Source organism: Chryseobacterium rhizoplanae (assembly GCF_900182655.1).
GTDB classification, from domain to species: Bacteria; Bacteroidota; Bacteroidia; order Flavobacteriales; family Weeksellaceae; genus Chryseobacterium; species Chryseobacterium rhizoplanae.
In genome coordinates this window covers 205,239-231,324 of sequence record NZ_FXTC01000001.1, presented here as the reverse complement: position 1 = coordinate 231,324, position 26,086 = coordinate 205,239, and the positions used below count along the sequence as shown (strand labels likewise).

The 26,086-nt window shown below is 37.1% G+C and carries 22 protein-coding genes; 9 read left to right on the top strand and 13 right to left on the bottom strand.

The genetic code is table 11. From position 1 onward, the window contains the following. Nucleotides 1-77 precede the first annotated feature (77 nt). Both FN817_RS01000 and nhaA read left to right on the top strand, forming a co-directional pair. The gene (locus FN817_RS01000; RefSeq protein ID WP_047423327.1) at nucleotides 78-2,288 is read left to right on the top strand and encodes a RelA/SpoT family protein; all 2,211 of its coding nucleotides are present in this window, start codon (nucleotides 78-80) and stop codon (nucleotides 2,286-2,288) included. Nucleotides 2,289-2,290: 2 nt separating this feature from the next. Beyond that, nucleotides 2,291-3,469: a Na+/H+ antiporter NhaA gene (gene nhaA, locus FN817_RS00995; protein WP_142716322.1), complete on the top strand. Its 1,179-nt coding sequence runs from the start codon at nucleotides 2,291-2,293 to the stop codon at nucleotides 3,467-3,469. Here nhaA and FN817_RS00990 read toward each other — a convergent pair. Next, a complete protein-coding gene (locus tag FN817_RS00990) occupies nucleotides 3,466-4,479 on the bottom strand; it encodes a YihY/virulence factor BrkB family protein (protein WP_142716321.1) in 1,014 nt (337 codons plus the stop codon). The two genes, nhaA and FN817_RS00990, sit on opposite strands and share 4 nt — an antisense overlap. Nucleotides 4,480-4,808: 329 nt before the next feature. Here FN817_RS00990 and FN817_RS00985 point away from each other — a divergent pair, with 329 nt between their 5' ends. Next, entirely contained in the window at nucleotides 4,809-5,282 is a 474-nt protein-coding gene (locus FN817_RS00985; RefSeq protein ID WP_047423331.1) for a 23S rRNA (pseudouridine(1915)-N(3))-methyltransferase RlmH, read from the top strand. Between the two features lie 176 nt (nucleotides 5,283-5,458). On the opposite strand, the gene FN817_RS00980 is transcribed toward FN817_RS00985, so the two are convergent. From FN817_RS00980 to FN817_RS00965, 4 genes are all read right to left on the bottom strand, one after another. Then, nucleotides 5,459-5,911, bottom strand: a complete 453-nt coding sequence (locus tag FN817_RS00980) for a tRNA (cytidine(34)-2'-O)-methyltransferase (protein WP_142716320.1) — start codon at nucleotides 5,909-5,911, stop codon at nucleotides 5,459-5,461. Between the two features lie 84 nt (nucleotides 5,912-5,995). Then, entirely contained in the window at nucleotides 5,996-6,808 is an 813-nt protein-coding gene (locus FN817_RS00975; RefSeq protein WP_142716319.1) for a tetratricopeptide repeat protein, read from the bottom strand. After that, nucleotides 6,805-7,371, bottom strand: coding sequence for a phosphatase PAP2 family protein (locus FN817_RS00970; protein WP_047423334.1), 567 nt, complete (start codon nucleotides 7,369-7,371; stop codon nucleotides 6,805-6,807). Before FN817_RS00970 ends, FN817_RS00975 begins: the two co-directional genes overlap by 4 nt. A gap of 2 nt (nucleotides 7,372-7,373) precedes the next feature. After that, complete coding sequence (locus tag FN817_RS00965) at nucleotides 7,374-7,715, bottom strand: Sec-independent protein translocase subunit TatA/TatB (protein ID WP_047376773.1); 342 nt, start codon at nucleotides 7,713-7,715, stop codon at nucleotides 7,374-7,376. A 310-nt stretch (nucleotides 7,716-8,025) separates the two neighbouring features. Between FN817_RS00965 and FN817_RS00960 the strand changes: the two genes are divergently transcribed. Further along, a complete protein-coding gene (locus tag FN817_RS00960) occupies nucleotides 8,026-8,976 on the top strand; it encodes a hypothetical protein (protein WP_142716318.1) in 951 nt (316 codons plus the stop codon). Nucleotides 8,977-9,063: 87 nt separating this feature from the next. Here FN817_RS00960 and FN817_RS00955 read toward each other — a convergent pair whose 3' ends face one another. The 5 genes from FN817_RS00955 to secD all read right to left on the bottom strand — a co-directional run bounded on the left by FN817_RS00955 (nucleotide 9,064) and on the right by secD (nucleotide 16,676). Beyond that, nucleotides 9,064-9,864 (bottom strand): arylamine N-acetyltransferase family protein, encoded by an 801-nt coding sequence (locus FN817_RS00955; protein WP_142716317.1) that lies wholly within the window; start codon nucleotides 9,862-9,864, stop codon nucleotides 9,064-9,066. 107 nt (nucleotides 9,865-9,971) lie between these two features. Next, nucleotides 9,972-11,207, bottom strand: coding sequence for a TCR/Tet family MFS transporter (locus FN817_RS00950; RefSeq protein WP_142716316.1), 1,236 nt, complete (start codon nucleotides 11,205-11,207; stop codon nucleotides 9,972-9,974). Nucleotides 11,208-11,404: 197 nt separating this feature from the next. Then, nucleotides 11,405-12,643, bottom strand: coding sequence for a hypothetical protein (locus FN817_RS00945; RefSeq protein WP_142716315.1), 1,239 nt, complete (start codon nucleotides 12,641-12,643; stop codon nucleotides 11,405-11,407). A gap of 109 nt (nucleotides 12,644-12,752) precedes the next feature. Next, a complete protein-coding gene (locus FN817_RS00940) occupies nucleotides 12,753-13,325 on the bottom strand; it encodes a hypothetical protein (RefSeq protein WP_142716314.1) in 573 nt (190 codons plus the stop codon). Between the two features lie 441 nt (nucleotides 13,326-13,766). After that, the gene (gene secD / locus FN817_RS00935) at nucleotides 13,767-16,676 is read right to left on the bottom strand and encodes a protein translocase subunit SecD (protein WP_142716313.1); all 2,910 of its coding nucleotides are present in this window, start codon (nucleotides 16,674-16,676) and stop codon (nucleotides 13,767-13,769) included. 217 nt (nucleotides 16,677-16,893) lie between these two features. Between secD and FN817_RS00930 the strand changes: the two genes are divergently transcribed. Further along, the gene (locus FN817_RS00930) at nucleotides 16,894-18,258 is read left to right on the top strand and encodes a PQQ-dependent sugar dehydrogenase (protein WP_142716312.1); all 1,365 of its coding nucleotides are present in this window, start codon (nucleotides 16,894-16,896) and stop codon (nucleotides 18,256-18,258) included. Between the two features lie 220 nt (nucleotides 18,259-18,478). On the opposite strand, the gene hemN is transcribed toward FN817_RS00930, so the two are convergent. The 3 genes from hemN to FN817_RS00915 all read right to left on the bottom strand — a co-directional run bounded on the left by hemN (nucleotide 18,479) and on the right by FN817_RS00915 (nucleotide 22,595). After that, nucleotides 18,479-19,837 carry an oxygen-independent coproporphyrinogen III oxidase gene (gene hemN / locus FN817_RS00925; protein ID WP_142716311.1) on the bottom strand — a complete coding sequence of 453 codons (1,359 nt, stop codon included), beginning with the start codon at nucleotides 19,835-19,837 and terminating at the stop codon, nucleotides 18,479-18,481. A gap of 177 nt (nucleotides 19,838-20,014) precedes the next feature. Next, a complete protein-coding gene (locus FN817_RS00920) occupies nucleotides 20,015-21,028 on the bottom strand; it encodes a WD40/YVTN/BNR-like repeat-containing protein (RefSeq protein ID WP_142716310.1) in 1,014 nt (337 codons plus the stop codon). A gap of 49 nt (nucleotides 21,029-21,077) precedes the next feature. Beyond that, nucleotides 21,078-22,595, bottom strand: a complete 1,518-nt coding sequence (locus FN817_RS00915; protein WP_142716309.1) for an amino acid permease — start codon at nucleotides 22,593-22,595, stop codon at nucleotides 21,078-21,080. 164 nt (nucleotides 22,596-22,759) lie between these two features. On the opposite strand from FN817_RS00915, the gene pnuC reads away from it, so the two are divergent. From pnuC to mltG, 4 genes are all read left to right on the top strand, one after another. After that, a complete protein-coding gene (pnuC, locus tag FN817_RS00910; protein WP_142716308.1) occupies nucleotides 22,760-23,431 on the top strand; it encodes a nicotinamide riboside transporter PnuC in 672 nt (223 codons plus the stop codon). Between the two features lie 4 nt (nucleotides 23,432-23,435). Then, nucleotides 23,436-24,110, top strand: a complete 675-nt coding sequence (locus FN817_RS00905) for a hypothetical protein (RefSeq protein ID WP_142716307.1) — start codon at nucleotides 23,436-23,438, stop codon at nucleotides 24,108-24,110. A gap of 90 nt (nucleotides 24,111-24,200) precedes the next feature. Beyond that, complete coding sequence (gene dapF / locus FN817_RS00900; protein WP_047423348.1) at nucleotides 24,201-24,968, top strand: diaminopimelate epimerase; 768 nt, start codon at nucleotides 24,201-24,203, stop codon at nucleotides 24,966-24,968. A 31-nt stretch (nucleotides 24,969-24,999) separates the two neighbouring features. Further along, nucleotides 25,000-26,025, top strand: a complete 1,026-nt coding sequence (mltG, locus tag FN817_RS00895) for an endolytic transglycosylase MltG (protein ID WP_047423349.1) — start codon at nucleotides 25,000-25,002, stop codon at nucleotides 26,023-26,025. The last annotated feature ends 61 nt before the right edge of the window (nucleotides 26,026-26,086 follow it).

The following is a 26,086-nucleotide window of genomic DNA, read 5'->3' as shown; positions in this document are numbered from 1 at the left end:
GTGTATGCTGCGGATCTTTTATGTTTGAAAAAACTAAAAAATTTCGTATTTTCGTCTTATTATAGGCATGTGCACAAATGAGTTACGATTTAGAACAAGAGAATAAAGAGATCCTTGCGAGATATAAGGACCTGATTTCTAACACATACAGAACGTTGGATGAGGAAAATAATAAACTCATCCGTAAGGCATTCGATATCGCTTTGGATGCCCACAAGGACCAAAGGAGAAAAACCGGAGAGCCTTACATCTACCACCCTATTGCTGTTGCTAAAATTGTAGCAACAGAGATTGGCTTGGGAGCTACTTCCATTGCCTGTGCACTTTTGCATGATGTGATTGAAGATTCTGATTATACTTACGAAGATCTGAAAAAAATCTTTGGAGAAAAAATCGCCAGTATCGTGAATGGACTGACTAAGATCTCCATCATGAACCACCAGAATATCTCTGTACAATCTGAAAATTACAGAAAGCTGTTGTTGACTTTATCTGAGGATTTCAGAGTTATTCTGATTAAAATTGCAGACCGTCTTCATAACATGAGGACACTGGAAAGTATGGCTCCGGATAAGCAGAAAAAAATCGCTTCAGAAACGGTTTATATCTATGCTCCTATGGCCCACCGTCTTGGATTGTACAACATCAAATCTGAGCTGGAAGACCTTTCACTAAAATATAACAGCCCCGAAGTATACAACGAGATCACGGAGAAATTGGAGCTTGCCAAAGAAAGCCGTGAAAGGTATATAGAAGAATTTACCAAAGAAGTATCTGAAAGACTTCGTGAAGAAGGCTTAAACTTTAAAATTAAAGGCCGTGCAAAAGCAATTTCCTCTATTTACAGAAAGATGCTGAAGCAGGGAGTTTCCTTTGAGGAAGTTTTTGATAACTACGCCATCAGGATTATTTACAAATCGGATGCTAAAAATGAAAAATTTCTTGCCTGGAAGATCTATTCTATCGTTACGGATGTCTACCACAGTAACCCATCAAGAATGCGTGACTGGATTACCCAGCCTCGTTCTACGGGATATGAAAGTTTACACTTAACCGTTTTAGGTCCGGACAGAAAATGGATTGAAGTTCAGATCCGCTCTGAGCGAATGGATGAAATTGCTGAAAAAGGTGTTGCCGCTCACTACAAATACAAAGAAGGCTACAAACAGAGTTCTGATGACAGAAACTTTGAAAAATGGGTAACCGAAATCCGTGAAGTTCTGGAACAGCAGCAGAACCTTTCTACTTCGGAGCTTTTGGATAATATTAAGCTTAATTTATACTCCAAAGAGGTATTTGTATTTACCCCGAAAGGAGAAATTAAAATTCTTCCTACCAATGCTACTGCTCTGGATTTTGCCTTTTCAGTCCATTCTGACTTAGGAATGAAATGTCTGGGAGCTAAAATCAATGGAAAGCTGGTTCCTATTTCCTATATCCTTCAAAACGGGGATCAGGTGGATATTCTTTCATCACAAAATCAGAAACCAAAATCTGACTGGCTGGAATTCGTAGTGACTTCTAAGGCCAAATCAAAGATCAAAAGTTATCTGAACTCTCAGAAAAACCAACTGGTAGAGGAAGGAAAAGAAATCCTGCAAAGAAAACTTCGTCATGCGAAAATCAATTTCAATGATGAAGAAATTAATAAACTTCAAAAGTTCTTTAATTTAAAATCTTCTCAGGAACTGTTTCTTAAATTCCAAAGCAATGAACTGGATGTCAGTAGCTTGAGAAAATACATTGAAAGTAAAAACGTATTCAACAACTTACTTTCAAGATTCAGAAAATCACCTAATAAAAGTCAGCATTTCGAGGAGCCGAAAGAGGAAAACCTTGACATGATTGTCTTTGGGAAAGACGAAGAGAAGCTTAACTATACCTATGCAAAATGTTGTACGGTAATTCCAGGGGACAAAATTTTCGGATTCATCACCATTTCAGACGGAATTAAAGTTCACAGTGACAGCTGCCCGAATGCCATCAACCTCAGAGCGCAGTATGACTACCGTGTCATTCCTGCCAAATGGGTCAATGCAGAAAGCTTCAAAAACAGAGTAAAAATTGAAATTGAGGGACTTGACAGAATGGGGATGATCAATGATATCACCACGGTCATCAGTGCAAGTATGGGAATGGATATGAAAAGTCTTTCTATTGAATCCAACAATGGGGTTTTCACTGGAAATATCATTCTCGAAGTTAAAAACAAAGGCCAGCTGGAAGAAACTTTCAAAAAGCTTAAAAATATTAATGGTGTTTCAAGAGTGAGACGACTACAATCATAAACATGAATTTATCTCTATATTTTAAAAAATTTTTCAACAACAGTCAGTCTTCAGGAATTATTCTTATTTTCTGTGTACTTGTTTCATTGCTTATTGCCAATTCATCTGCTGCAGAGAACTTTCAGCATTTTTTAGACAAAGAAGTGGGCACCCATCTTTTTGGATTGGAATATCCTGTCAGCATCTGGATCAATGACGGATTGATGGCCGTATTCTTCCTTCTGGTAGGCCTTGAAATAAAGCGGGAACTGGTAGAAGGTGAACTTTCATCTTTTAAAAATGCTTCGCTTCCCATTTTTGCAGCGGTAGGCGGAATGCTTGTTCCTGCTGTAATCTACAGCATTTTCAATACCGGAACGGAATACAGCAATGGCTGGGGAATTCCTATGGCCACAGATATTGCTTTTTCTCTGGCGATTATTTCAATGCTGGGTAAAAAGATTCCCAATTCTATCAAGATATTTTTAGCAGCATTGGCTATTGTAGATGACCTGGGAGCGATTCTTGTGATTGCAATTTTCTATACTGAACAAATCCACTGGAGTTATCTCCTGTTATCTTTTGGAGTGACTGCCCTGCTGTTTATTTTAAATTTCTTAAAAGTAACCAAAACTATATTTTATATTATTCCCGGACTGTTTTTATGGTATTTCCTTCATCACTCCGGAATTCACGCCACTATAGCAGGTGTTTTACTTGCCTTTTCAATACCTACCAACGCTTCCCATGTAGAAATATCGCCATTGGAAAAACTGGAGCATCAGCTTCACATTCCGGTAAGCTTTCTGATCATGCCCATATTCGCTTTAACGAACACCAATATCACTTTTTCCAGTGAAATGGTTGCCGGTGTTACAAGTACATTAGGATTGGGAATTATTTGCGGTTTGGTATTGGGTAAGCTGATCGGTATCAATCTGTTTTCACTCATTGCGATCAAATTAAAGCTTAGTTCTCTGCCTCAAAACAGCAACTGGCTTCAGATGATTGGTGTAGGTCTGTTGGCCGGAATTGGATTTACCATGTCCATCTTTATTGCATTGCTTTCTTTTAAAGGAGAGATCCCCATTCAGGATGAAGCGAAATTTGCTATTTTGATTGCGTCATTTATAGCTGCTATTGCAGGATTTACCATACTAAGTATAAGTTCAAAAGAAAATCCCGAACTGGAAGAGAATTAATCTTTTTTTCGGGTTTCCAGTTTTCTCTTATGTTCTTCGTCACCATCAAAGTCAGGTTCTGTAATCTGGCTGTGATAGTGTATGGTTTCTCTCTGAATTTCATCAGACAGCAGCTTTTCTATTCTAAGTTTTCTGATCGCCATATTCAGCTCATTTCCGAATAAAAGCAGGTATACATTCACATTCACCCAAACCATCAGCAGGATCATACTTCCGATGGATCCGTAAAGAACGTTGTACCTCGCAATATCCTTTACATAAATCGCAAAAATATAAGTAGTAACAACGAATAGTATTGTGGTTAAAATAGCACCAGGAACCGCCTGTCTGAATCTTGTAATTTTTACGGTTCCCAACCAATAAAATAAGGTCAGAAGAATAAAGTAAAAAAGAGGAAAAGAAACGAATCCAATAATACTGGAGAGATTATCTACAAGCCAGGTAATATCATAAGCAGGGGTAAACAGCTTCATTACGACCTCTACATAATACACCCCGAAAAGAGCTAAAAAAACAATGGTAATAAAGCCTATTGTGATAAAGAATGAAAGAATAAACTCCTTTACATCACTCAGTTTTTCATCCGTATTTTCATTAAAACCATTAATCAGAGAAAATGTACCATTTGTAGCAAAAACAAGCGCAAGAACAATGGTCAGGTTACTGATTCCTCTCATATTTGGGATGATATTGCTTTCTATATATCCTCTTACGTCACCTTCCATATTCGAAGGGAACACATTATGCATCAGTACATCAAAAATATAGAACTGCAGTTTATCATAATGCGGCATATAAGGTAAAACAGAAAGCAGAAACAGAATAAATGGAAAAAGACTTATGGTAAAGCTCCAGGAAATAGCCGCTGCTTTTCTACCAATTTTTCCTTTGAAAATTCCCGAGATATAGATCTGAAACATCTGCCAAAGCGATATTCCCAAAACAGGAATATGGATGCTGTCAAAAAACTCTTGAATCTTCAAAATAAATCTGGGAACCTTTACACTCATCGATCTGTTTGTCTTTATACAAATGTAGGGGAATTAAATTAAATAGGGAAGAGATAGAGGTGATAGGTGGCAGGAATTAGGTGGCAGGTGTTAGATAGAAGGCAGCAGGGATTAGGGAAAAATATTCTGTGAAATAGTAATGAAGGTTTATTCAAGTCAATAGTGAATTTTGCTTCGCAAGTGAATTTTTTGAATGAGATTCAAGAACCGAGAACAAATAACTAGAAACCAGCAACTAATAACCAACATCCTTCAACCAGAAACATTCAACCCAAAACTTTGAACTTTTCTCCCCGAAGCCCTATCTTTGCCCTCTGAAACTTCTTATAATGCGAATCAGTTTACTTTGTATCGGTAAAACAGACGATAAGGAAATTACGTCTTTAATCAATTATTATCTTAACCGTTTACCTAAACACTGGAATTTTGAAATCACTGAAATTCCGGATGTTAAAAATGCCAAAAACCTCTCTCCCGACCTTCTTAAAAAGGAAGAAGCCAAATTGTTTTTAAATCATATTGACAAAAACGATCTGGTAGTAATTCTTGATGAAAAAGGAAAACAGTTTACCAGCCGTGAATTTTCACAGAAAATTGATACCTGGATGAATTCTTCTGTGAAAAAAGTACACATCCTGATTGGAGGCGCTTATGGCTTTTCTGAAGAAATGTACAGCAGAGCGAATGAAAAAATGTCTTTATCTAAAATGACCTTTACCCACCAGATGATCCGCCTGTTTATTGTTGAACAGCTTTACCGTGCTGATCAGATTTTACAGGGCAAGCCCTATCATAACGATTAATACAAAAAACTGTCTCAAAAATCAAATAGCTTTGACTTTTGTCATTCTGACGAAGGAAGAATCTTCTTGAGATTTTACACATGAGATTCTTCACTACATTTCTGAACTGCGTTCGCAGACTTTTAGTCTGTGTTCAGAATGACACTTTTGAGACAGCCTCATTTTATGTATTGAATTTATTTCAGTCCGATCTGTCTTTTCGCCTCACCCACTACAAAAGCAACGGAATTGGCGATATTAAAACTTCTGATCAGTTTAGACATAGGAATGGTCAGATGATTTTCAAAGCGGTCCAGAACCTCTTCACTAAGGCCCACACTCTCTTTTCCAAACACCAGCCAATCTCCATCCTGAAAATCGGTTTCCAGATATGATTTTTCAGCATGTGAACTCATTAAAAAAACGCGGGACTGATCAGGGATCTGCTGAATCCATTCTTCAATATTTTCATATTCAGAAACATCGAGATGTACCCAATAATCCAGTCCGGAACGTTTCAGATTTTTGTCATTAATTACAAATCCAAATGGATGAACCAGGTGTAATCTGCTTTCGGTTCCCACACATAATCTTCCGATATTTCCTGTGTTATTCGGTATTTCAGGTTCTACAAGAACAATATTCAGCATCTCTCTTTTTCTTTATTCGTTTTTAAAACAGTTAAACCAGATTTTGGTATTTTAATTTGGATTTAATTAAATAATCAGGTCAGTTTATTTCTTCCCACATTTAGCATAGGAATCCGTCAGCATCGCTTTTTCATAACCCAAAGCAACCGCTTTATCCAGATTTGTACATGCTTCCTTAAGTTTGGAACTATCCATCAGAATCATAGCTTTGCTCACATAAGATTGCGCGAATTTCGGATCTATGGAAATAGCTTTATTCACATCAGTAAGTGCTTCTTTATATTTTTTCATTTTAAAATACACATCAGCGCGGCCATTGTACAATAATGATTCGGGTTTTTCAGAAATAAGTGTATTGTAATCTTTTAAAGCGCCATCCAGGTCACCACTATTTTTTTTCAGATTGGCCAGCCCTGTTTTTGCAAAAATATTATCGGGTGCAAACGTCAGAATCTGATTAAGATCTTTGATGGCAAGCTCCTTTTTTCCCTGGCTGTCGTAGATTTTGGAACGGGTAAGATATAAATCCGGAGTTTCAGGATTCACTTTCAGTCCTTTTTCTACATATTCCAGTGCTTTTACCTTGTTTCCTTTCTGGCTGTAAAGCGATGAAAGGTTAACATACACGGAAACCGACATAGGATTTGCTTTTAAGGCAGAATCATAAGATTTAAAAGCCTGAGTGGTCTTCCCAAGCCTTCTCTGAGCTGTCCCGAGATAATCATAATATTCTGACTGAAATTTTTGAATCTGCTCTTTCTCAGCCAGTTTTAAGTATTGCTCTTCAGCACACTTATAATCAGCTTTATTAAAACAGTCTGCGGCCAGTTTTTTATCCTGGGCATAGAAATTAAGGGAAAAACAAAGGGAAGTTACTAATAATAAAGTTTTTTTCATGAGGTTATAGTTTGTTTATTGATCACTTTTTTGGCGAGTGCACCAAATATCACTCCCAATAAAGATCCAACAAACGCCCCCACCAAAATATCAATTGGGAAATGCACTCCTAAATAGATCCGGCTGTACGAAACAACCAGAGCCCATACAAATATAGCATAAGGAAACCATTTAATCTTCTTTTTCAGTAAAATACCTAAATAAGTTGCCAAAAAGAAGGTATTGGAAGCATGAGCTGAATAAAACCCAAACTGTCCGCCACATTTCACAATCCTCATATGATGCTCCAAAGTAGGGTCATGGCATGGTCTCAACCTCGCTACCCCATATTTGAAAACATTGGCCAGCTGATCAGAAACTACAGCTCCAAGCCCAATAAATATAAGAATAAAAACTAAAGTTCTTAGTTGATAATTTTTGTATAAAAAATAAAGAAAAATAATATAAAGAGGTACCCAAATCCAGGTACTTGAAATCAGCATCCAAAACTGGTCGAAAGATGAATCTCCCAGATTATTGAGGTAAAGAAATACCTTTTTATCTTCCTGAATGATTTCCTCCATGATTATCTGCTTACAGGTCCTTCATAAGTCTCATCATCAGCCGGCTTCGGCTTTGGAGGTTCGTTAGAAGCAAGAGTACCAGGTTCCGTCAGAATATCTTTTTCGATATCCTTCATCGGGTTGAAATCTTTGGCAGCATCTTTCACCTTTTCAATCTCACGCTTTATTTCAGAAACAGGATTATCTGTTTCTTTCATGATTTCAGTCTTGATATCTTCTACTGCTCCACGCATTTTTCTAACGCCTGCACCTAAGTCACGCGCAATCTGAGGCAGTTTATCCGGTCCGAATAACACAACGATTGCAATGGCAATGAGTGCCATTTCTCCAATGCTTAATTCCATCCGGTAAAATTACGAAAGATTATTGCATTTATGAATGGTAAACTAAAAATTTAAACAAATTTTAAGATTTTGTAAAATTTCAGAGTTCAGAGTCTTAAGTTCTAGGTTCAAGTTAAAAAATTGAATATGGGTCATTATCTGAAACTCTTCTCCCTCCTCTATTCTCTAACTCCCATTCCCTGCTACCTACCACCTACCACCTGCTACCTAATCCCTAAAAATTATAAATTAGCAAACATTTAATTCAAAACAATGAGAATTACGCAACAATTCTGTATATTTATAATGCACAACCAAACAAATATATAGTATGAAAAAACTAGTGACTACTTTTAAAGTTTTCGCCGTATTATCGGCATTGGCATTCAATAGCTGCCAGAATGAAAACAACGAAATCAATCAACAGGAAACAGTTCAGGCCAAAACAACCGTCGCAGACCTGAAAAAAGAGATCACCCCTCTTTCCTCTCAAATTGTTCCTGAAACGGTACAGCTTCAACTGAATGAATCCGGAAAAAACCTTGAAACTTATCTGAAAAATGATCTGCAGATTGCAGAAGTGAAAGTATTGGGAAAAATTTCAACTCAAAAAGGCATTGATCTTTCCAATAGCCTGATCACAGACAAAGACCAGTTTATTGCATCGGGAAACATTATGGATCCCTCTTCAGTAAAGATTGGAAAAATTGGAGATCTATACAATGGAGATGATCTGACAACAGCTCAGCAGGGGTTGAAAGAAGCTGTCACTGAAGAAGTAAAAGCCGGCACCAACGTTATGGAGATAACATGGAATGGAAAAAACGGAAAGTTTACCACCCTATGTTTTTACAAAGATTCAGGGATTATCTGGGACAACATTTTCGGAGGTCTTATCATGATGGATCCGCGTGGAAATTCGGAAGCTTCCGACAACAATCAGGCAGCAAAAGTAGTTTCTACCTGGTATAAACAATGGTGGACAGCAAGCTGGCTGTGGGGTTCAAAAAGAGGTGAAACCGGATATCAGATTACGATTTATTATTCTGGTTCTACAGTTTCCAATGCAGATGTAAGCGACTGGGGATATATCAGTTTAGGAAAAGCAAAAAGTGAGAGTAAGATTATAAAGAGAACAGGTGCTTACGGACAGTGCCGTTATGCATTGGGACTTTGTACACCTACAGGTTCTTTAAGCTTTAATACCACTAACTTTTCTGTGTCATTCTCAGGATTGGGCAGTAATATTGTAAGTAACGGGACAAAATCCCTTTATCCATAATTTTCATAAAAATCAGATTTCAAAGAAACGGGAAGCTGGATAGCTTCCCGTTTTTGTTATATACAAAGATTGCATTTTTATCTCCCGTCAAACTTCGGTTTTTGATTTTAACGCTTCTACTGCATTTTCTTTGAGTCCAAAAGTATTCATCAGTATTTCATACAACTGCATATCATTTTCTATAGATATAGATTCTTTTTCACCATGATCAGACCGGATATTCAGGACATGGTCTGTATAGGTATAACGGGCATTCTCATCTACTTTTGAAAGGATCAGTTTGTTTTTAAAATGAGAATCCGGATGAGTAGACAAATACCAATTTGAGATAGTAAGATCAATAGGCTCTACATGTTCAGGTATGAAGCGGTACACCGGGGACCATTGTTCTTTCAGCATCCAGAGGGTATAGGTTTCTTCTTTATGGGAAACTTTAAATATTCCGTTGGGTGTTTGCTGTGGTTCTTCTTCATTTAAAAGGATCGGTGATGTAAGGGTAGCTGTCCCAAATCCACAGTCTACAATATATTTTTTACCTCCAAAATCAACGATCAGTAATAAATGAGTCTGTGCCGCAACGCTGTCTTCCTGTCTACCCCATACTACTCTTCCCAATTGTAATTTTACATTGAAGCCTAAATGTTTTAAAACTTCGCTTAAAAGCAGGTTTTGTTCATAGCAATATCCGCCTCTCGATTCTGTAACCAGTTTTTTGAAAATATCATCCATATCCAGAGAAGGAACTGTTCCTGTGTAAGGGTCAATATTCTCAAAGGGAATGTGTTTAGGATGAAGCTGGTGTATTGTTTTCAAGACCTCCATACTCGTTTCCGGAGTTCCTGAGAAATGAATTCTTTCGAAATACTTTTCCAGGTTTAATGTATCCATAATTTATTTTGTGTTTAAAAAAGCAGAAAAACTACTCCTGTAAAATTATTGAATAGATTGAACCCGGAGCCATATATATGCTCGGAATAGAACAAATCTATTGTTTTCTAAAAATCCTTTATTTTTTCTTTTCCTTTTTTCTGAAATGCAGAATAAGTGATCACAACGCTGATCGCCATTAAAATAAATGCTAAAAAGAAAGGCGCACCGGAAAATTTGAAGGGTGCTTCATCATGCGTGAAAAAGTAAAACAGATTGGTCATCATCGGAGGCCCGATAATAGAAGTTGCACTCATTAAACTCGTCAATGCTCCCTGAAGTTCACCCTGCTCATTGGAAGGAACGCTTTTTGTGATGACAGACTGTAAAGCCGGTCCACAGATTCCTCCTAAGCAGTAAGGAACCAAAAAGACAAACATCATCCATCCTTCAGAAGCAAAAGCAAACAGCAGCATTCCTACAGCGTAAAAAGCCAATCCGTAGTAAATACTTTTCTGCTCTCCAAGCCTTGGAGTAGTCCATCTGATAAGCCCGCCCTGTACAAGACCGACCAATAAACCTACGACTCCTAATGAAATTCCCACCATTCTTTCTGTCCAGTTGAATTTATACATCGTAAAGAAGCTCCAGTTGCTCTGTACAGCATGACCTGCAATATAAATCAATATTAAAGAAAGAATAAGCCCTGAAATTTCAGGATGTTTACCTAAAAATTTAAATGAACCTATAGGGTTGGCACGTTTCCAGTCAAACTCTCTTCTTTTATCTTTATCCAAACTTTCAGGAAGGATGAAATACCCATACAGGAAGTTAAGCAGACATAGGCCTGCAGCAGCATAGAAAGGAACTCTGGCTCCATAATGACCAAGCACTCCACCCAGAACCGGACCTATAATAAATCCGAGCCCAAAAGCTGCCCCTATCAGTCCAAAATTCTTGGCTCTGTCTTCATCAGTGGAAATATCTGCAATGTAGGCGCTGGCAGTAGTAACACTTGCGCCCGTTATTCCGGCAATAATTCTTCCCAGGAACAGCCACCAGATTGTGGGTGCCAGGGCAAGGAAAATATAATCCACGGCAAATCCGAAAAGAGAAATCAGGATCACAGGTCTGCGTCCATATTTATCACTCAGGTTTCCGACAAGCGGAGAAAATATAAATTGGGTAAATGCATAGGCAAATCCAAGCCAGCCACCATATTTCGCGGCTTCACTAATATCTGCGTGAATAAGTTCCTCAATTAATTTGGGAACAACAGGAATGATGATTCCCCATCCCGTAATATCTATCAGTAAAGTAATAAATATGAAGCCTATAGCCGCTTTTTTCTTTGAATTTTCCATGATGGTGCAAAATTAATCAAATCTTAAAAATAATGGTTCTAAATTTCATTGTATTAAAGAAGTATAATATTAATAATACACTCAATTTCATTCAGTATTTATAAGGAATAAAAGAATAAGCTATTCAACAAGAAAAAAGCCTGTTTCAAAAGAAAAATTTGAAACAGGCTTGTATAATCAATCAGAAATCATTCTATTTAATTGGAATTCAACTTTGTATATATCATTCTGTTCGTTATGATACATTTGATCAGGCAGCTTTGTTTTAAAGTCACTTTTACCACATTACTGTATTGATAGCCGGTAGTATTTCCATTGAGTACAGACCTCACACCCCTGCGATAATAAGTAGTCTGGGTAACTGGTGGGGCATCATAAGTAACAGATGTTGCATTGACAATATTCACAAATGTTACATTATCTGCTGAACTTTGCCATTGATACTCCGCAGAACCGCTTACCTGTGCTGCTGTAGTCTGATTAAAGGCAGCCGGATCATTACTGATATCCATACATAACGTCTGGTCTGCCGAAATGGTTCCGGGGTTATTTACAGAGTTTACAAAAAGTCTGCCTACAGTAGAAATTGCCTGGAAGGAACAGGTGTGAAAGCTGGAGTTGGCCACTACACGGTATTGATTATTATTAAACCCTGCAGGTACATTGCTGATCGCAAGAGTGGATGAAGTAACATTGCTGTAGTTGGTACCATTCGCCAAATTAGTCCATGTACCTCCATTGAGAACCTGCCATTGGTAAGTAATATTATCCGGAGTTTCATCTGTAGGCGTATTATTGATCACAGCAGTCATTGTTGTTGATCCGCCTGCAGCCACAGTTTTATCAGAAGGCTGAGACAGATAAGTCATAGGAGCCAGATAATACTCTGAAAGAATGTTATACACTCTCATCTGACTGAATGAGAAACCAATCCCTATAGCTTCTCCAAAATCCAGCCGTACTTCATCCCATGCTGCTGTGGGAATTACTTTAATGATCCTGCGCCCTTGATTATCACCAAAATCAAAGAAGAAATGTCCGTTAACACCTGTACGGTAGACTTCCTGCCCGTTGTTGTAGAAAACAAAATTTCCCCCATTAAAACTGGGATTAAAATTAAAACCATCTGAAGCAAAGTCAATATACACAGGTTTATTAGCCAGAAAATCAGCTCCGTTGGTTCCTATTCCTACATACATACTGCAGAAAAGGCCGGCACCTGTACCCGGCTTTAAAGAGGCGTATGAATTAACATCCGTATCAGTCATATTCCCCGGATTAACAGCTTCTTTTCCCAATCTGAAACAAAGAAACCCACCATCACTTGAACTTGATGTATTAGTATCCAATAATCTCCCACATCCGCCATTGGGAAGTGTTACCATCTCCTGAGATGTCATTTTGCCTGATACCAAAAGACAAACTGTTATAAGCATATATCGTAATATTGAATTTGTTTTCATCATCAATAATTTTAAAGTTATTTATACACGGGAAACTCACCCCTGAACAAGGATGATCATAATGACTGTATGCCTCTTAAAATTATTTGATTACAAATACAATATTCACGAAAGAGCAGGCAGTAGCCGATCCTATCACATCATAGCGAAGAATTCCATTAGCATCAATACTTACATTACTTAAAACTGCAGTGTCAAAATCAGTCACATAATAATACAGATCTGTTGCATTGACAAAAAAAGGAATCGCTCCCGGAGCTCCGGTACTTGAAACTTTTGGGGTAGAAAACTGAGTTTTATAAAGCTGGAATAAGTCTTTTGTCCTTCCTGTACCTAACGTAGAAGTATCAATACTGATAGAAGGCATATAGAAGAACTTGACGACATTCCCACTGATCGGGATCCAGTTTGGACTGGAAGGTGTTCCGATATTCTGAGCCAGTGCCTGTCTTTTGAGATCATAAACCAATAAACCATTAGCTGGAGCAGCTATTGTTGTGAGATCGGAAATTCTGGGAATCAATACGCCTTTATTGGTGCCGGTAACATCTAATGCAGAACTTTTGTCAGGGTTTGGAGTACTAATCCCAACCTGTGCGTAAAGGAAACTGGCAGCACATAATGCCGCAGCAACGAATAATTTTTCGACTTTCATTTTTGTTTTGTTTACAGTAAATATAAAATAATTAATTACATAAAACTCTTATTTTTTAATAATTTTAAAACAAAACAACTATTTCAATATAAACTCGCAAAAACCCTTTGTTATTCAACAATTATACAAAAAAATTTTACTCTATAAAATTTGAGTTATTAAACATAAGTCTACTTTAACACAATTTCAAAAAATAAAATTTATTGAAAAATAAACAGTAAAATAAGAATGAAAACAATTAATAAATAATTACCTATAAAAAATGAATAAAATAATCAATAATTGCTTGAAAATTCAACTGTTAATTATGAAAAGATATTAACCTCTCTGAAAATATATGTTACCAGCTATTAAACTGAATATAAACTTATAAAACCGTAAAGCATATAAAAAAAGACCGCTTCTTTCGAAACGGTCTTTATTAATTTATTGTAGTTTGTATTACTTTGAAGCAATCTCTTCTTTTGTAGAAGTGGTTTTTCCATGTACCTCTTCTTCTTTTCCTGTTTTAAGGAAGTCATAAGCAATTGCAGACGCAATAAAGATAGATGAATACGTGCCGAATCCAATACCAATTAACATAGCAAACATGAATCCTCTCAGGTTATCACCACCGAAAATGAAGATCGCAAGGATAACCAGAATCGTAGTAAATGAGGTGTTGAATGTTCTACCCAATGTACTTGAGATAGAGTCATCAAACAGACCCGCTAATGTTAAAGATTTTTTCTCTCTCAAGTATTCTCTAATTCTGTCGAAGATAATTACTGTATCATTGATTGAGTAACCCAATACAGTAAGAATTGCAGCAACGAAATCCTGATTGATCTCCATGTTGAATGGCATAAACTTATGAAGCAATGAATAAGCTCCCAAAATGATCACCGCATCGTGGAATAACGCTGCAACAGCACCAAGAGAGAACTGCCATTTTCTGAATCTCACCAAGATATAAATGAAAATACCTGCTAATGCTGCAACTACAGCAAGAATACCGTGAGTCTTGATATCATCTGCAACCGTAGGTCCTACTTTCTCAGAAGAAATGATTCCTGAATGATCTTTATCTGCAGATTTGAAATCTTTTAACGTCATGTTTGCAGGTAAGCTGGATTTTAATCCTTCATATAATTTCTGCTCAACAGTCTGGTCAGCTTTCAAAGATTCATCTTCGATAAGGTAATCTGTAGAAATTTTCAACTGCTTGTCATTACCGAAAGTTTTAGCTTCTACGGATGAGTTTTTACCATCCTCAGTCTGGAACATCTTCACTAAATTAGCTTCAACATCTTCAGCATTTACAGCCTTATCAAATCTTACCACATAGTTTCTACCTCCTGTAAAGTCAATACCATATTTGAATCCGTGGATGGCAATAGATGCGATACAAACAATAGTTAAAACACCGGAAATGATGTAAGCGTATTTTCTTTTTCCAATAAAATCGATCCAGGTATTTCTGAAAAGATTTTTTGTAGCACCTGTCCAAACTGAAAGGTGTTTTCCTTTATTCAATCTGGAGAAGATCATTACTCTTGAAATCAATACCGAAGTAAAGAATGTCATCAGGATACCGATTCCTAATGTTAATGCAAAACCTTTGATAGGTCCTGTTCCGAAAAGGAATAGTACACCTGCCGTTAATAATGTCGTTAAGTGACCGTCAACAATTGCACTTAATGCATGTTTGAAACCGTCCTTATATGCTTCAAGAATACTTTTTCCTGCGAAAAGTTCTTCTTTGGTTCTTTCATAGATAATTACGTTCGTATCTACCGCCATGGCCATTGTAAGTACAATACCTGCGATACCAGGAAGCGTAAGGGTAGCATCTACGGAATCCATAATTCCGAAAATGTAGAATAGGTTGATGATCATTGCAATTACTGCATAAACCCCAGCTCCACCGTAGTAGAAAATGATATAAGCAATAATTAATAAGAATGCGATACCAAATGATAAAACACCCGCATCAATAGATTCTTGCCCTAATGAAGGACCTACAACTGTAGCCTGAACTACTTTTGCACCCGCTGGTAATTTACCTGCTCCTAAGACGTCTACCAGTTCTTTAGCTTCTTCCTGAGAGAAGTTACCAGAAATCTGGGTTCTACCGTTCGGAATTGCATTGACAACGTTTGGTGCAGTATACACTCTACCGTCAAGCGTTACAGCAACCGGCTTACCAACGTTTTTCTCAGTTAATGTTTTCCAGTCTTTTGCTCCTTTGGAATCCATCTGCATGTCTACTACTACTCTGCTCAGCTCATCATAGCTGATGTTTGCAGTTTCAACAGCACCATCTACAGGAGCTTTTTGGTTGATGTTACCTCTGATTGCATACAATACCAAGCTTTCAGTATCTGTAGCTTCAGGTTTGTAACCCCACATGAACTGTGTATATTTAATGTTAGCCGGACGTAAAGACTGACCTACTTTACTGTTTAAAATTTTATTTACAACAGCTGTATCGGATAATTTTACGTTGGCAACACCGTTCGTTCTTAATTTGTCAAGCTGTAAAAGTTTCATGAAGTTCACATTCTTTGCCACTCCCATAGAATCTCCTTTTGCAGCAACCATAGTTGTCAAAGTCTGGAAATAAGGTGCAATTTCAGGAACCTGCTGTACTTCCCAGAACTGAAGTTTTGCAGAAGTCTGAAGCATTTTCTTCACTTTATCGATGTCCTTCATACCAGGCATTTCCACAGAAATTCTAGCTGTTCCAGGTACTCTCTGAACGTTTGGCTGCACCGCACCCATTTTATCAATTCTCGTTCTGATTACCTCAAAAGCTGTTCCTACAGATGCATCAATTTTTCTTTTAACAATGCTTTTTACCTGCTCATCAGGAGTGTTGTACTTCACTTCAGTAAGTGTCGTATTTCCGAAAATTTCCGGATCTGCCAACTTAAGGTTTGTTCCTTTAGCTTTGTTAACCAGATCGAATTGCTCGAAAAAGTTATCGATGTAAGCTTTTGTAGAATTCTTCTGTGCTTCATCAGTTTTGTTTAAAGCCTCAATAAGAACAGGGTTTGTAGAATAATTTGTTAAATCATTCACAAGGTCTCTCTGGTTGATCTCCAAAAGAACGTTGATCCCTCCTTTCAAGTCAAGACCAAGTTTCATTTCCTTGTCTTTGGCTTTAGTGTAATAAAGTTTTGTGAATCCTAGATTCAAAGTATCCTTAGAAAGTCTAGCAATTTCTTTCTGATACTTCTCCGGATTGTCTCCTGCAATAGCAGTCGCCTGCTTTTCAATTTTGCTGGCGTACCATGTTGGTAATAGCTCGTTTAAGCAAATCAACCCTAGTACAATAGCGACAATTGTAATAAGTCCTTTTCCTTGCATTTTGTTATAACTACGTTAAATTAAGTCGGCAAATATAATGATTTTCTTGTATTTTATGAATTTTTAACAACAGAAATGGTTTATTTTCAGATATATTGGTATTCTGAGTTCTATTTAAGATTTAACAATTTTTTCATGCTATCATAATGAAGTCTTCAAAATTTGATTGGTACAAAATTTTCATTCACTTCCCCAACACACTAACTCTCAAAATATTATGAAAAAACTACTTTTTACCATTAGTATTTTTTCTTCTTTAATTGCTAATTCTCAAAGCATTAATTTGGAAGAATTTGCCACGGGACTTACCAGCCCGGTAGAGATTACAAACGCCAATGACAGCCGGCTTTTTGTTGTTCAGCAGAACGGAATTATTAAAATTATTCAACCCAACGGGACAATTAATACCACTAATTTTTTGAATATCAGTTCAAAAATAATTTTTGGTGGTGAAAGAGGTCTTCTGGGACTTGCTTTTCACCCACAATACGCCACCAACGGGTATTTTTTTGTATATTATAACAACCCCGCAGGCAATATCATCGTTGCAAGATACAGCGTCAGTTCAACTGATCCTAACGTGGCTGATCCTGCTTCTGAAAAAATCCTGCTCAACATTCCCAAACCATTCGACAATCACAATGGAGGAAGCATTCATTTTGCTCCAGACGGAAAACTCTGGATCATCACCGGAGATGGAGGAAGCGGCGGGGATCCGAATAATAATGCCCAAAATAAAAATGTATTGCTTGGAAAAATGCTGAGAATAGACGTGGATGCTACAGGTCCTTATAATATCCCTCCGGATAATCCTTTCGCAGGAACCGTAGCTGGTGCTGATGAAATATGGGCTTATGGCCTCAGAAATGCCTGGAAGTTTTCCTTTGACCTGACTACAGGAAATGCGATGATTGCAGATGTGGGCCAGGGAGCTATAGAAGAAATCAATAAAATGCCTATAACACAAGCCGTTTTAAACTATGGCTGGCGCTGTTATGAAGGAAATAATGCCTATAATACAGCAGGATGTGCTGCACAGTCTACAATGACCTTCCCTGTTGCCGTATATGACCATTCAGGTGGAAAATGCTCTATCACCGGTGGTTATGTTTACAGAGGAGCTCAATATCCGTCACTTCAGGGGAAATATTTTTTTGCAGATTACTGCTCTACCCAAATCGGAATTCTGGATAGCAATAACACTATCACATGGACGACTCCTTATTCCGGAAATAATTTTTCTACTTTCGGAGAAGATTATCAGAAAGGGCTGTACGTAGCCGCTGTGAACAGTGGGAAAATTTTTAAAATATCCACAGGGACTTTAGGAACTCAGGAAAATACTTTAGCTACCGTAAAAGTGTATCCTAATCCTGCTTCCAAAGAAATTTTTATTGATGGGGTGAAAGATAAGAAAGCAACCCTGGAAATCATCAGTGCAGAAGGTAGAAAAGTGTTGGAAGCAGGTAAAATCTCTAATGGAAAAGGAATCAATATTTCAGGAATACCCGCCGGAGTTTATTACATTAACCTGAAATCCGGAGAATTGAAGTCTTACAGTCAGAAGTTGATTATCAAATAATACTATTTTGTTATAAACGCAGACGAAACGCTAAGATTTTTTAAATTCTAAGAAGAGGGTCGCAAAGGCGTTTCACTAAGCAGAAGAAGTTTGCTAAACGCAGTGGCCTTGCGAACAAAAAAGACAGATAAGTATTGTAAAATCTTTGTGAACATAGCGCTTAATGATAAGATCAATTTTAACGCAATAAAAAAGCGGTTCAGATCTGAACCGCTTTTCTTTATATTGTCATTGAGAAAATCCTTGTTTCAGGCTTATTTCTCATCATTCTCAGGTCAAAAACCATGGCTACATTTCTTGTGAAAGCTCGTCCGGCTTCTGTAATTTTAACTTCAGTTCCATTAATCTCAACCAATCCGTCATTTTCCATTTCTTTCAACATTTCCAAGGCGTTTTCAAGCTCCGGGAAAGAATTGTTGACATCAAAAGTAGTTTCAAGCTGGCACATCAGGTTCAGAATATGTCTTCTTACAATCAGATCTTCTTCGCTAAGAACATGTCCTTTTACAACAGGAATCTCACCTTCTTCAACCATTTTCTGATATTCCTCAACCGTTTTTACATTCTGGGCAAAAGCATACCATGAATCTGAAATGGCAGACATACCAAGCCCTACCATCAGCTGGGTTTTGCTTGAAGTATACCCCATGAAATTTCTGTGAAGTTTTTTATGAATCAAAGACTGATACAGATCATCATGTTCAAGAGAAAAGTGATCCATCCCTACTTCAATATATCCTAAATCCTGAAGCAGTCTTTTACCATCTTCATACAAACGGCGTTTTTCTTCTCCGCTTGGCAGGTCATTTTCATCAAAACCTCTCTGTCCCACTCCTTTTACCCATGGAACGTGTGCATAAGAGTAGAAGGCAAGTCTGTCCGGCTTCAGCTCCATTGTTTTTCTGATCGTGTGTTCCATCGCCTCCCAATTCTGATGCGGAAGTCCGAATACAAGATCATGGCTGATTCCCCTGTAACCAATTTCCTTCGCCCATTCTGTAACATTTTTTACATTTTCAAAAGGCTGGATTCTATTGATCGCTTTCTGAACTTTAGGATCATAATCCTGAACTCCAAAGCTCACTCTTCTGAAACCAAGATCATATAAAGTCTGAAGATGTTCTTTCGTGGTATTGTTAGGATGCCCTTCAAAAGAGAATTCCGGATGTTCTGCAATATCTACGGTTGAAAAAATCCCTTCCAGCAATGTCTTTAAATTCTCAGGAGAGAAAAACGTAGGAGTTCCTCCCCCTAAGTGTAATTCTTTCAGTTTAGGTTTTTCGTTGAAAAGGTCAAGATAAAGTTTCCACTCTTTCAAAACGCTTTCCAGATAAGGCACTTCAACACTGTGTTGCTTGGTAATACGCTTATGACATGCACAGAACGTACACAAAGCCTCACAGAAAGGCAAATGGATATAAATAGAAATCCCCTCCTCTGCATTACTTTCATGAAAAGACCTGATTACCGTTTCCTTCCATTTTTCCGGTGAAAATGTTGATTCATCCCAATATGGAACGGTAGGATAAGAAGTGTAACGCGGTCCGGGAATATTATACTTATCTATTAAAGAGTTCATTTTGAAATTTAAAATTTATAAGGGCATGAAATTTAACATCATTAAAATTTCATCTTACAAAATTAACCATTAGTTATGAATTTTAACCTATGAATTATATTAGGTTGTATTTTATAATGAGTCTAAATACGTATGGTCAGGCTTTTGGCAAATAGTGATAAATTCTATACCTTATATTTAAAATTTTAATTTCATCACTGCAATTCTGCTATTTCCTGCAAGAGCTACATGATCACCATCTATCCATTGGCAGACGAAAAAGCCTTTTTCATCAGAAATTTTCTTCCAGGTCTTTCCGAAATCTGAGGAATAGCTGATGTGTTTGTCTCCAACTGCAATGACTTCTTTTCCTTTTGATCCGGGCTTAATTTTCACACAGGTTGTATATCCTGCATTCTGTCCGGAAGCCTGAATCTGCCAGGTTTCCCCACCATCATAAGTGGTTGCAATATTATTGACATTAGCATCCTGTTTTGTATAATCACCTCCTGCTGCAATCCCGAAACGGTCTTCAAAAAAATCAATGGAATAGATACCTTGTGAGGATTCTCCCTGTACAACTGGTGTGTTGAAGATTTCAAATTTTTCATCTTTAAAATTCATTCTTAAGATTCTTGAAGCTTTTCCTCCCGTCGCAATCCAAAGGTATTTTTCAGATGATGAAATATTGGTATTACTGGCGGCAAATGCGGCCTCGCCCTCGTTTAATTTTACATTATTCTTAAACATGCTCCATCTTCCATTTTTATAGACAGCCAGTTTCAAAAGGAGATCTTTATCTGCATCGCTGAAGGTAAAGGCAAGCTTATCATTCACAAAGTGTAAAGCATCATAAAAAGCAGTTTTTGCGGTATCTTTAAAAACAACCTGTGATTTCAGCGTTTTTTTATCGATGGCAAAGAAACGGCCGGGACTCTCAATATTGATTGCGTAGAAAGCAGTTTTATTCTGTGCTAATGTTCTGAATTGAAGTTTTTCTTCAGACAGCTCAATCTGCTTCTGATTTTTATAATCTTTAAGATCTACAAACCCAAACTTGGAATCCGTACCGCTATACCAGACCTTGTTGTCATATAATTCCAGCGCTCTGATGCTGATTTTATCGTTGAGAATAGTTTCAAGGCTTTCTACCTGTTGGGAAAATGCCATAAGTCCTGCGGACAGAAGTAAAATGGAAAAAATCTTTTTCATATATATAATTTTGGGACAAAAAAAACCGCCGAAGCGGTTTATATTATGATTACTCTTGGTTCTGATATTTTTCAGGATTGTTCAATTTACTGTTTGATTTTCCGTAAAGGAAATATACCAAACCTCCTAAGAACAACCATACAGCAGAAAGTTCCAATGCATGAGCACTTAAGTTAAATATCAAATAAATATTGATAAACACTCCTAATGCTACAACTATTTTATAAGCCGGAACTTTGAATGGTCTGATCAGATTAGGTTCTTTTTTTCTCATCACCCAAACGGCAATACAAACCAGTGTAAATGCAAACAGGGTTCCGAAACTCGTCATATCTGCCAATGTTGAAATTGGAGTAAATGCTGCGATCAATGCCACTACAACGCCTAACAAAATGATTCCTTTGTAAGGTGTTTTTGTTTTTGGATGAAGCTGACCGAAGAATCCGGGAATCAACCCGTCTTTTGCCATACCAATGAAAATTCTTGACTGTCCCATCATCATTACCATTACTACAGAGATCAATCCTACTGTTGCAGCGATAGTTACTATATTACTTGCCCAGTGCTTTCCTGCAATTTCAAATGCATAGGCTACAGGTGCTTTAATAGCATCAGGATATTTTCCTTCCGGGTTAAAGTCTGTATAATGCATCATTCCTGTCAGTACAAGCGATACGCAAATGTAAAGCGCTGTACACACCAATAGTGATGCAATAATAGCGAAAGGAACATCTTTTTTAGGATTAATGGCCTCTCCTGCCTGTGTAGAAACGGCATCAAAACCAATATATGCAAAGAAAATAGCGGCTGCTCCGGAAATAATTCCTTTAATACCATAGGCAGAGACCAGATCTCCTTCAGAATTCTTGATCTGTACCTGATCCGGAATAAAAGGTTTCCAGTTTTTAACACCATCTACAGCGTTGTAAAGATCAGTATTAGAAAAAATAATATAGACTCCTGCAATAATTACAAAGATAACGGCAGAAGTTTTCATCAAAACAATCAGGTTATTAGCTCCAGCTGCTTCTTTAGTTCCTTTTACCAATAATGCAGTAATTAAAAGAACAAGAATGAATGCCGGCAGGTTCATTGAAAAGCCCTCTCCTGTATAACTGGCGGGATCTGATGTAAGATAAGCCGGTAAATGAATATTAAAGATTTTCAAAAATTTGTTAAAGTATCCGGACCAACTCACGGAAACAGCCATACTCGCCATGGCATATTCGAGGATGAGGCACCACCCCATGGCCCATGCAAAAATTTCTCCCACCGTTCCATAGGCATAAGCATAAGCTGAACCCTCTACAGGAATAATGGATGCAAACTCTGCATAGCACAATGCAGCAAAAACGCAGGCAATACCTGCTATGATAAAGGAAATGGCAAGCGCTGGTCCTGCGTGATAATAGGCTCCTGTTCCGGTAAGAACAAAGATTCCACCTCCAATGATAGCACCCACTCCAATTGCTGTTAAACTCCATTTTCCAAGGACTTTTTTCAGCTCACTTTTCTTCATATCTGCCTCATAGGCACTTAGTGGCTTTTTAACCCAAATTTTCGACATGTTTTTTTATTTATTAAGGATTTACGAAAATATAAAAAATTTAGGAACTCCCACGTTTATCGTTAAACTTTCCTTAATTATTTTACATTAAAGTATTTAAAACCTGAACAACACATTATAAAATCCATTTTAAAAAGTCCATATTTTTGCTTATTTTTGATTGCATGAATTTATATGATCTTTTTGTAAAGCCTTATGAAAGCTATGATTCTTTACAGATTATGCTGGAAGCATCAGGTGCAATTTTCGGAATACTGAGCGTATTTTTTTCCATTAAGAAAAATATATGGGTGTACCCTACCGGCATTATTTCAACCCTGATCTACGTATACCTTCTTTTCAATGCCGGGCTGTTGGGAGACTGCATGATTAACGTCTATTATACTGTCATGAGTATTTACGGCTGGATTCTATGGGCAAAAAATTCTGAAGATCATGTTCATGTAGAAGTTACGTGGGCTACCCAAAAAGAATGGATCTATGCAGCCCTGCTTTTTATACTGAGTCTGGCACTGGTGACTTTTATTTATTATTATAAACCTTATATTGACAATCAGTTTTCTATGGAAGGAACCAGTTTAGGATTGTATCATCTGGACTGGGCAAATTGGATGGATGTTTTCACCACTTCAATATTTTTAGTAGGAATGTGGTTGATGGCCAAACAGCGCATTGATAACTGGATTTTCTGGATTATCGGAGATATTATCTGCATCCCTATGATGATTTTTAAGGGACTTGGAATCACTTCGGTTCAATATTTGGTATTTACTATAATGGCTATCTTAGGATATGTCAATTGGAAAAAAAGTTTTAAAGAAAAAAAAGTACAATAAAGTCATGAAAAATTTATTTAAAATAGCATTCAGTATTTTTGCTATTACCAGTTTAACCTCTTGTTTAGCATATACCGACGGATACGGAAGTAACGGAAATTATGGATATGGAGATCCTTATTATAACAACGGGTATTACTATGCACCTTCCGGATATTACGGAAGCGGCGGATATTGGGGCAATGACGGCTATTATTACAGAAACAACGTTAATTACTACTATGATAATGGAATTCCTTATTACTATGACAGTTATAACAATTCCAGAAGAAAAGTCTATGTAGAAAGAAGATCTAATTCTTCATCAAGACCTCAAAACGGATTCCAGAACACACGTACAACGAACGGTAACGGTTCATACAATAATAACGGAGGATTCAATAATAATAGAAATTCCAATAGTAACAGTGGGTTCAGAAACCAGAATAATGGTAATCAGAACAATCAGGGGAACCAAAACAACAGCGGATTCAGAAATTCTAATGGCGGGTTCAGAAACCAAAACAGCGGTAACCAGAATAATCAGGGGAACCAAAATAACAGTGGATTCAGAAACCAGAACAGCGGCAGCCAAAACAGTGGCAGATCAGAATCTTCCGGCGGTGGATTCAGAAACAGCTCCAGCGGCCAAAGCACTAGTTCAGGCAGACAACAGAGCGGCGGAGGCGGCTTTAGATAAAACGATTATAAATAAGAAAACGAACAGCTAACACTGTTCGTTTTTCATTTTAAATATATTAATTTTGCTTCTTCATTTAGACAAAAAAATATGGAATTTTATAAATATCAGGGAACAGGAAATGATTTCGTAATGGTAGACAACCGTGATCTGCAATTCACCAAAGATAAAAACAGTATTGAAAAATTATGTGACAGACGTTTCGGAATAGGTGCTGACGGCCTTATTCTCTTGGAAAACGATTCTAACTATGATTTCAAAATGGTTTATTACAATTCTGACGGAGGAGAAAGTACTATGTGCGGAAACGGAGGAAGATGTCTTGTAGCTTTTGCTTTTTTCCTTGACATCTTTGAAGATAAATGCAAATTCATTGCAACAGATGGCGAACATGAAGCAGAAATCCATAACGGGATCATCAAATTGAAAATGATTAATGTAGACTCTATTTCACAGGACGGAAATGACTTTGTTCTGAATACAGGATCTCCCCACTATGTAAAATACGTAGAAAATCTGAAAGATTACCACGTTTATGACGAAGGATATGGTATCAGAAATTCTGAAAATTATAAAGAAAAGGGTATCAATGTAAACTTTGTAGAAAAAATTTCTGATGATGAAATTTTTGTAAGAACCTATGAACGAGGCGTTGAGGACGAAACTTACAGTTGTGGAACAGGAGTTACAGCTTCTGCTTTAACTTTTCTTCAAAAACATAATCTAACCTCTGTAAAAGTTAAAACTTTAGGCGGAAACCTTAAAGTATATGCTGAAAAAAGCGGAGATACATTCCAGAATATTTGGCTGGAAGGTCCTGCAAAGCAAGTTTTTAGAGGTAAAACAGATCTTCTTTAAAAACAAAAACTTTTAATCAACATTTATAAGAATGAAAAAAGCTATTCTCATTATCATTCTGCTGGTTTTTGCAGCCGCAGGATTTTTTGGTTTGAGATTTTATAATAAATATTTAGGAAATAACGTAGAAAAAGACGGATATGTTCTGATTCCTCACAGAGCAGGTTTTAAACAGATCCTCGATTCTATTGCTCCTTATATTAAAGACAGGGAATCTTTTGAAGCTGTGGCTAAAGAAAAAGGTCTTGATACCAATTTCAAAGCAGGACGTTATCATATCCAGAGCGGAACAGGAAACAAGAACCTTGTTAATATGATCAAAGCAGGGAACCAGACAGCAAACTCTTACAGAATCGGGGATTTTGGAGATATGTATCAGATGATTGGTAAGGTGACCAAAAAAACGGAAATTGATTCGTTACATTTTATAAATGATCTGGATGCTGTGGCACAGGAGAAAGGCTATAAAAATGTTGAAGATCTAAAAAAATATTTCTTCATTGATACTTATAATTTCTTCTGGACTGTAAGCCCAAGAGAATTTTTTTCAAAGTTTGAAAATCAGTACAATGATTTCTGGACGAGTGAAAGAAAAAACAAAGAACAGCAGTCTGGCCTTACAAGAGATCAGATCTATGCACTGGCTTCTATTGTTTATAAGGAATCCGGAGGAAAAAAAGATGAAATGAAAACGATTGCCGGATTGTATTTAAACCGTTACAGAAAAGGGATGAAACTTCAGTCTGACCCTACGGTGATCTATGCGATCAATAAGCAGACGAATTTTAAAGAATCTATTAAAAGAGTATTATATAAGCATTTGTCTACACCATCACCTTACAACACTTATGCAAATGCAGGTATTCCTCCGGGACCGATCTGTGTAGTGGATAAGAATTCAATTGATGCTGTTTTAAATGCTGAAAACAACAATTATATATTTATGTGTGCTGATCCGGCAAGGTTTGGATACCATAAGTTTACGGCAAGTGCTGAAGAACATGCTGTAAATGCAAAGGCTTACCAGGACTGGCTCAACTCAAAAAATATAAAATAAGTTTAGAAAGCACCTAAAATTTATACAGTTAGAAAAACAATAAACAATCATAATGTTTTGA

Coding starts and splice junctions, on each gene's coding strand:
- FN817_RS00980 (WP_142716320.1), bottom strand. CDS start 5,911: ATGCTGAATATTGTTCTTGTAGAACCTGAAATACCGAATAACACAGGA.
- FN817_RS00920 (WP_142716310.1), bottom strand. CDS start 21,028: ATGAAAAAGATTTTTTCCATTTTACTTCTGTCCGCAGGACTTATGGCA.
- mltG (WP_047423349.1), top strand. CDS start 25,000: ATGAAAAAAGCTATTCTCATTATCATTCTGCTGGTTTTTGCAGCCGCA.
- FN817_RS00950 (WP_142716316.1), bottom strand. CDS start 11,207: ATGGAAAATTCAAAGAAAAAAGCGGCTATAGGCTTCATATTTATTACT.
- FN817_RS00985 (WP_047423331.1), top strand. CDS start 4,809: ATGCGAATCAGTTTACTTTGTATCGGTAAAACAGACGATAAGGAAATT.
- dapF (WP_047423348.1), top strand. CDS start 24,201: ATGGAATTTTATAAATATCAGGGAACAGGAAATGATTTCGTAATGGTA.
- pnuC (WP_142716308.1), top strand. CDS start 22,760: ATGAATTTATATGATCTTTTTGTAAAGCCTTATGAAAGCTATGATTCT.
- FN817_RS00975 (WP_142716319.1), bottom strand. CDS start 6,808: ATGAAAAAAACTTTATTATTAGTAACTTCCCTTTGTTTTTCCCTTAAT.
- FN817_RS00930 (WP_142716312.1), top strand. CDS start 16,894: ATGAAAAAACTACTTTTTACCATTAGTATTTTTTCTTCTTTAATTGCT.
- FN817_RS00990 (WP_142716321.1), bottom strand. CDS start 4,479: ATGAGTGTAAAGGTTCCCAGATTTATTTTGAAGATTCAAGAGTTTTTT.
- FN817_RS00940 (WP_142716314.1), bottom strand. CDS start 13,325: ATGAAAGTCGAAAAATTATTCGTTGCTGCGGCATTATGTGCTGCCAGT.
- FN817_RS01000 (WP_047423327.1), top strand. CDS start 78: ATGAGTTACGATTTAGAACAAGAGAATAAAGAGATCCTTGCGAGATAT.
- secD (WP_142716313.1), bottom strand. CDS start 16,676: ATGCAAGGAAAAGGACTTATTACAATTGTCGCTATTGTACTAGGGTTG.
- FN817_RS00970 (WP_047423334.1), bottom strand. CDS start 7,371: ATGGAGGAAATCATTCAGGAAGATAAAAAGGTATTTCTTTACCTCAAT.
- nhaA (WP_142716322.1), top strand. CDS start 2,291: ATGAATTTATCTCTATATTTTAAAAAATTTTTCAACAACAGTCAGTCT.
- FN817_RS00905 (WP_142716307.1), top strand. CDS start 23,436: ATGAAAAATTTATTTAAAATAGCATTCAGTATTTTTGCTATTACCAGT.
- hemN (WP_142716311.1), bottom strand. CDS start 19,837: ATGAACTCTTTAATAGATAAGTATAATATTCCCGGACCGCGTTACACT.
- FN817_RS00915 (WP_142716309.1), bottom strand. CDS start 22,595: ATGTCGAAAATTTGGGTTAAAAAGCCACTAAGTGCCTATGAGGCAGAT.
- FN817_RS00965 (WP_047376773.1), bottom strand. CDS start 7,715: ATGGAATTAAGCATTGGAGAAATGGCACTCATTGCCATTGCAATCGTT.
- FN817_RS00945 (WP_142716315.1), bottom strand. CDS start 12,643: ATGCTTATAACAGTTTGTCTTTTGGTATCAGGCAAAATGACATCTCAG.
- FN817_RS00955 (WP_142716317.1), bottom strand. CDS start 9,864: ATGGATACATTAAACCTGGAAAAGTATTTCGAAAGAATTCATTTCTCA.
- FN817_RS00960 (WP_142716318.1), top strand. CDS start 8,026: ATGAAAAAACTAGTGACTACTTTTAAAGTTTTCGCCGTATTATCGGCA.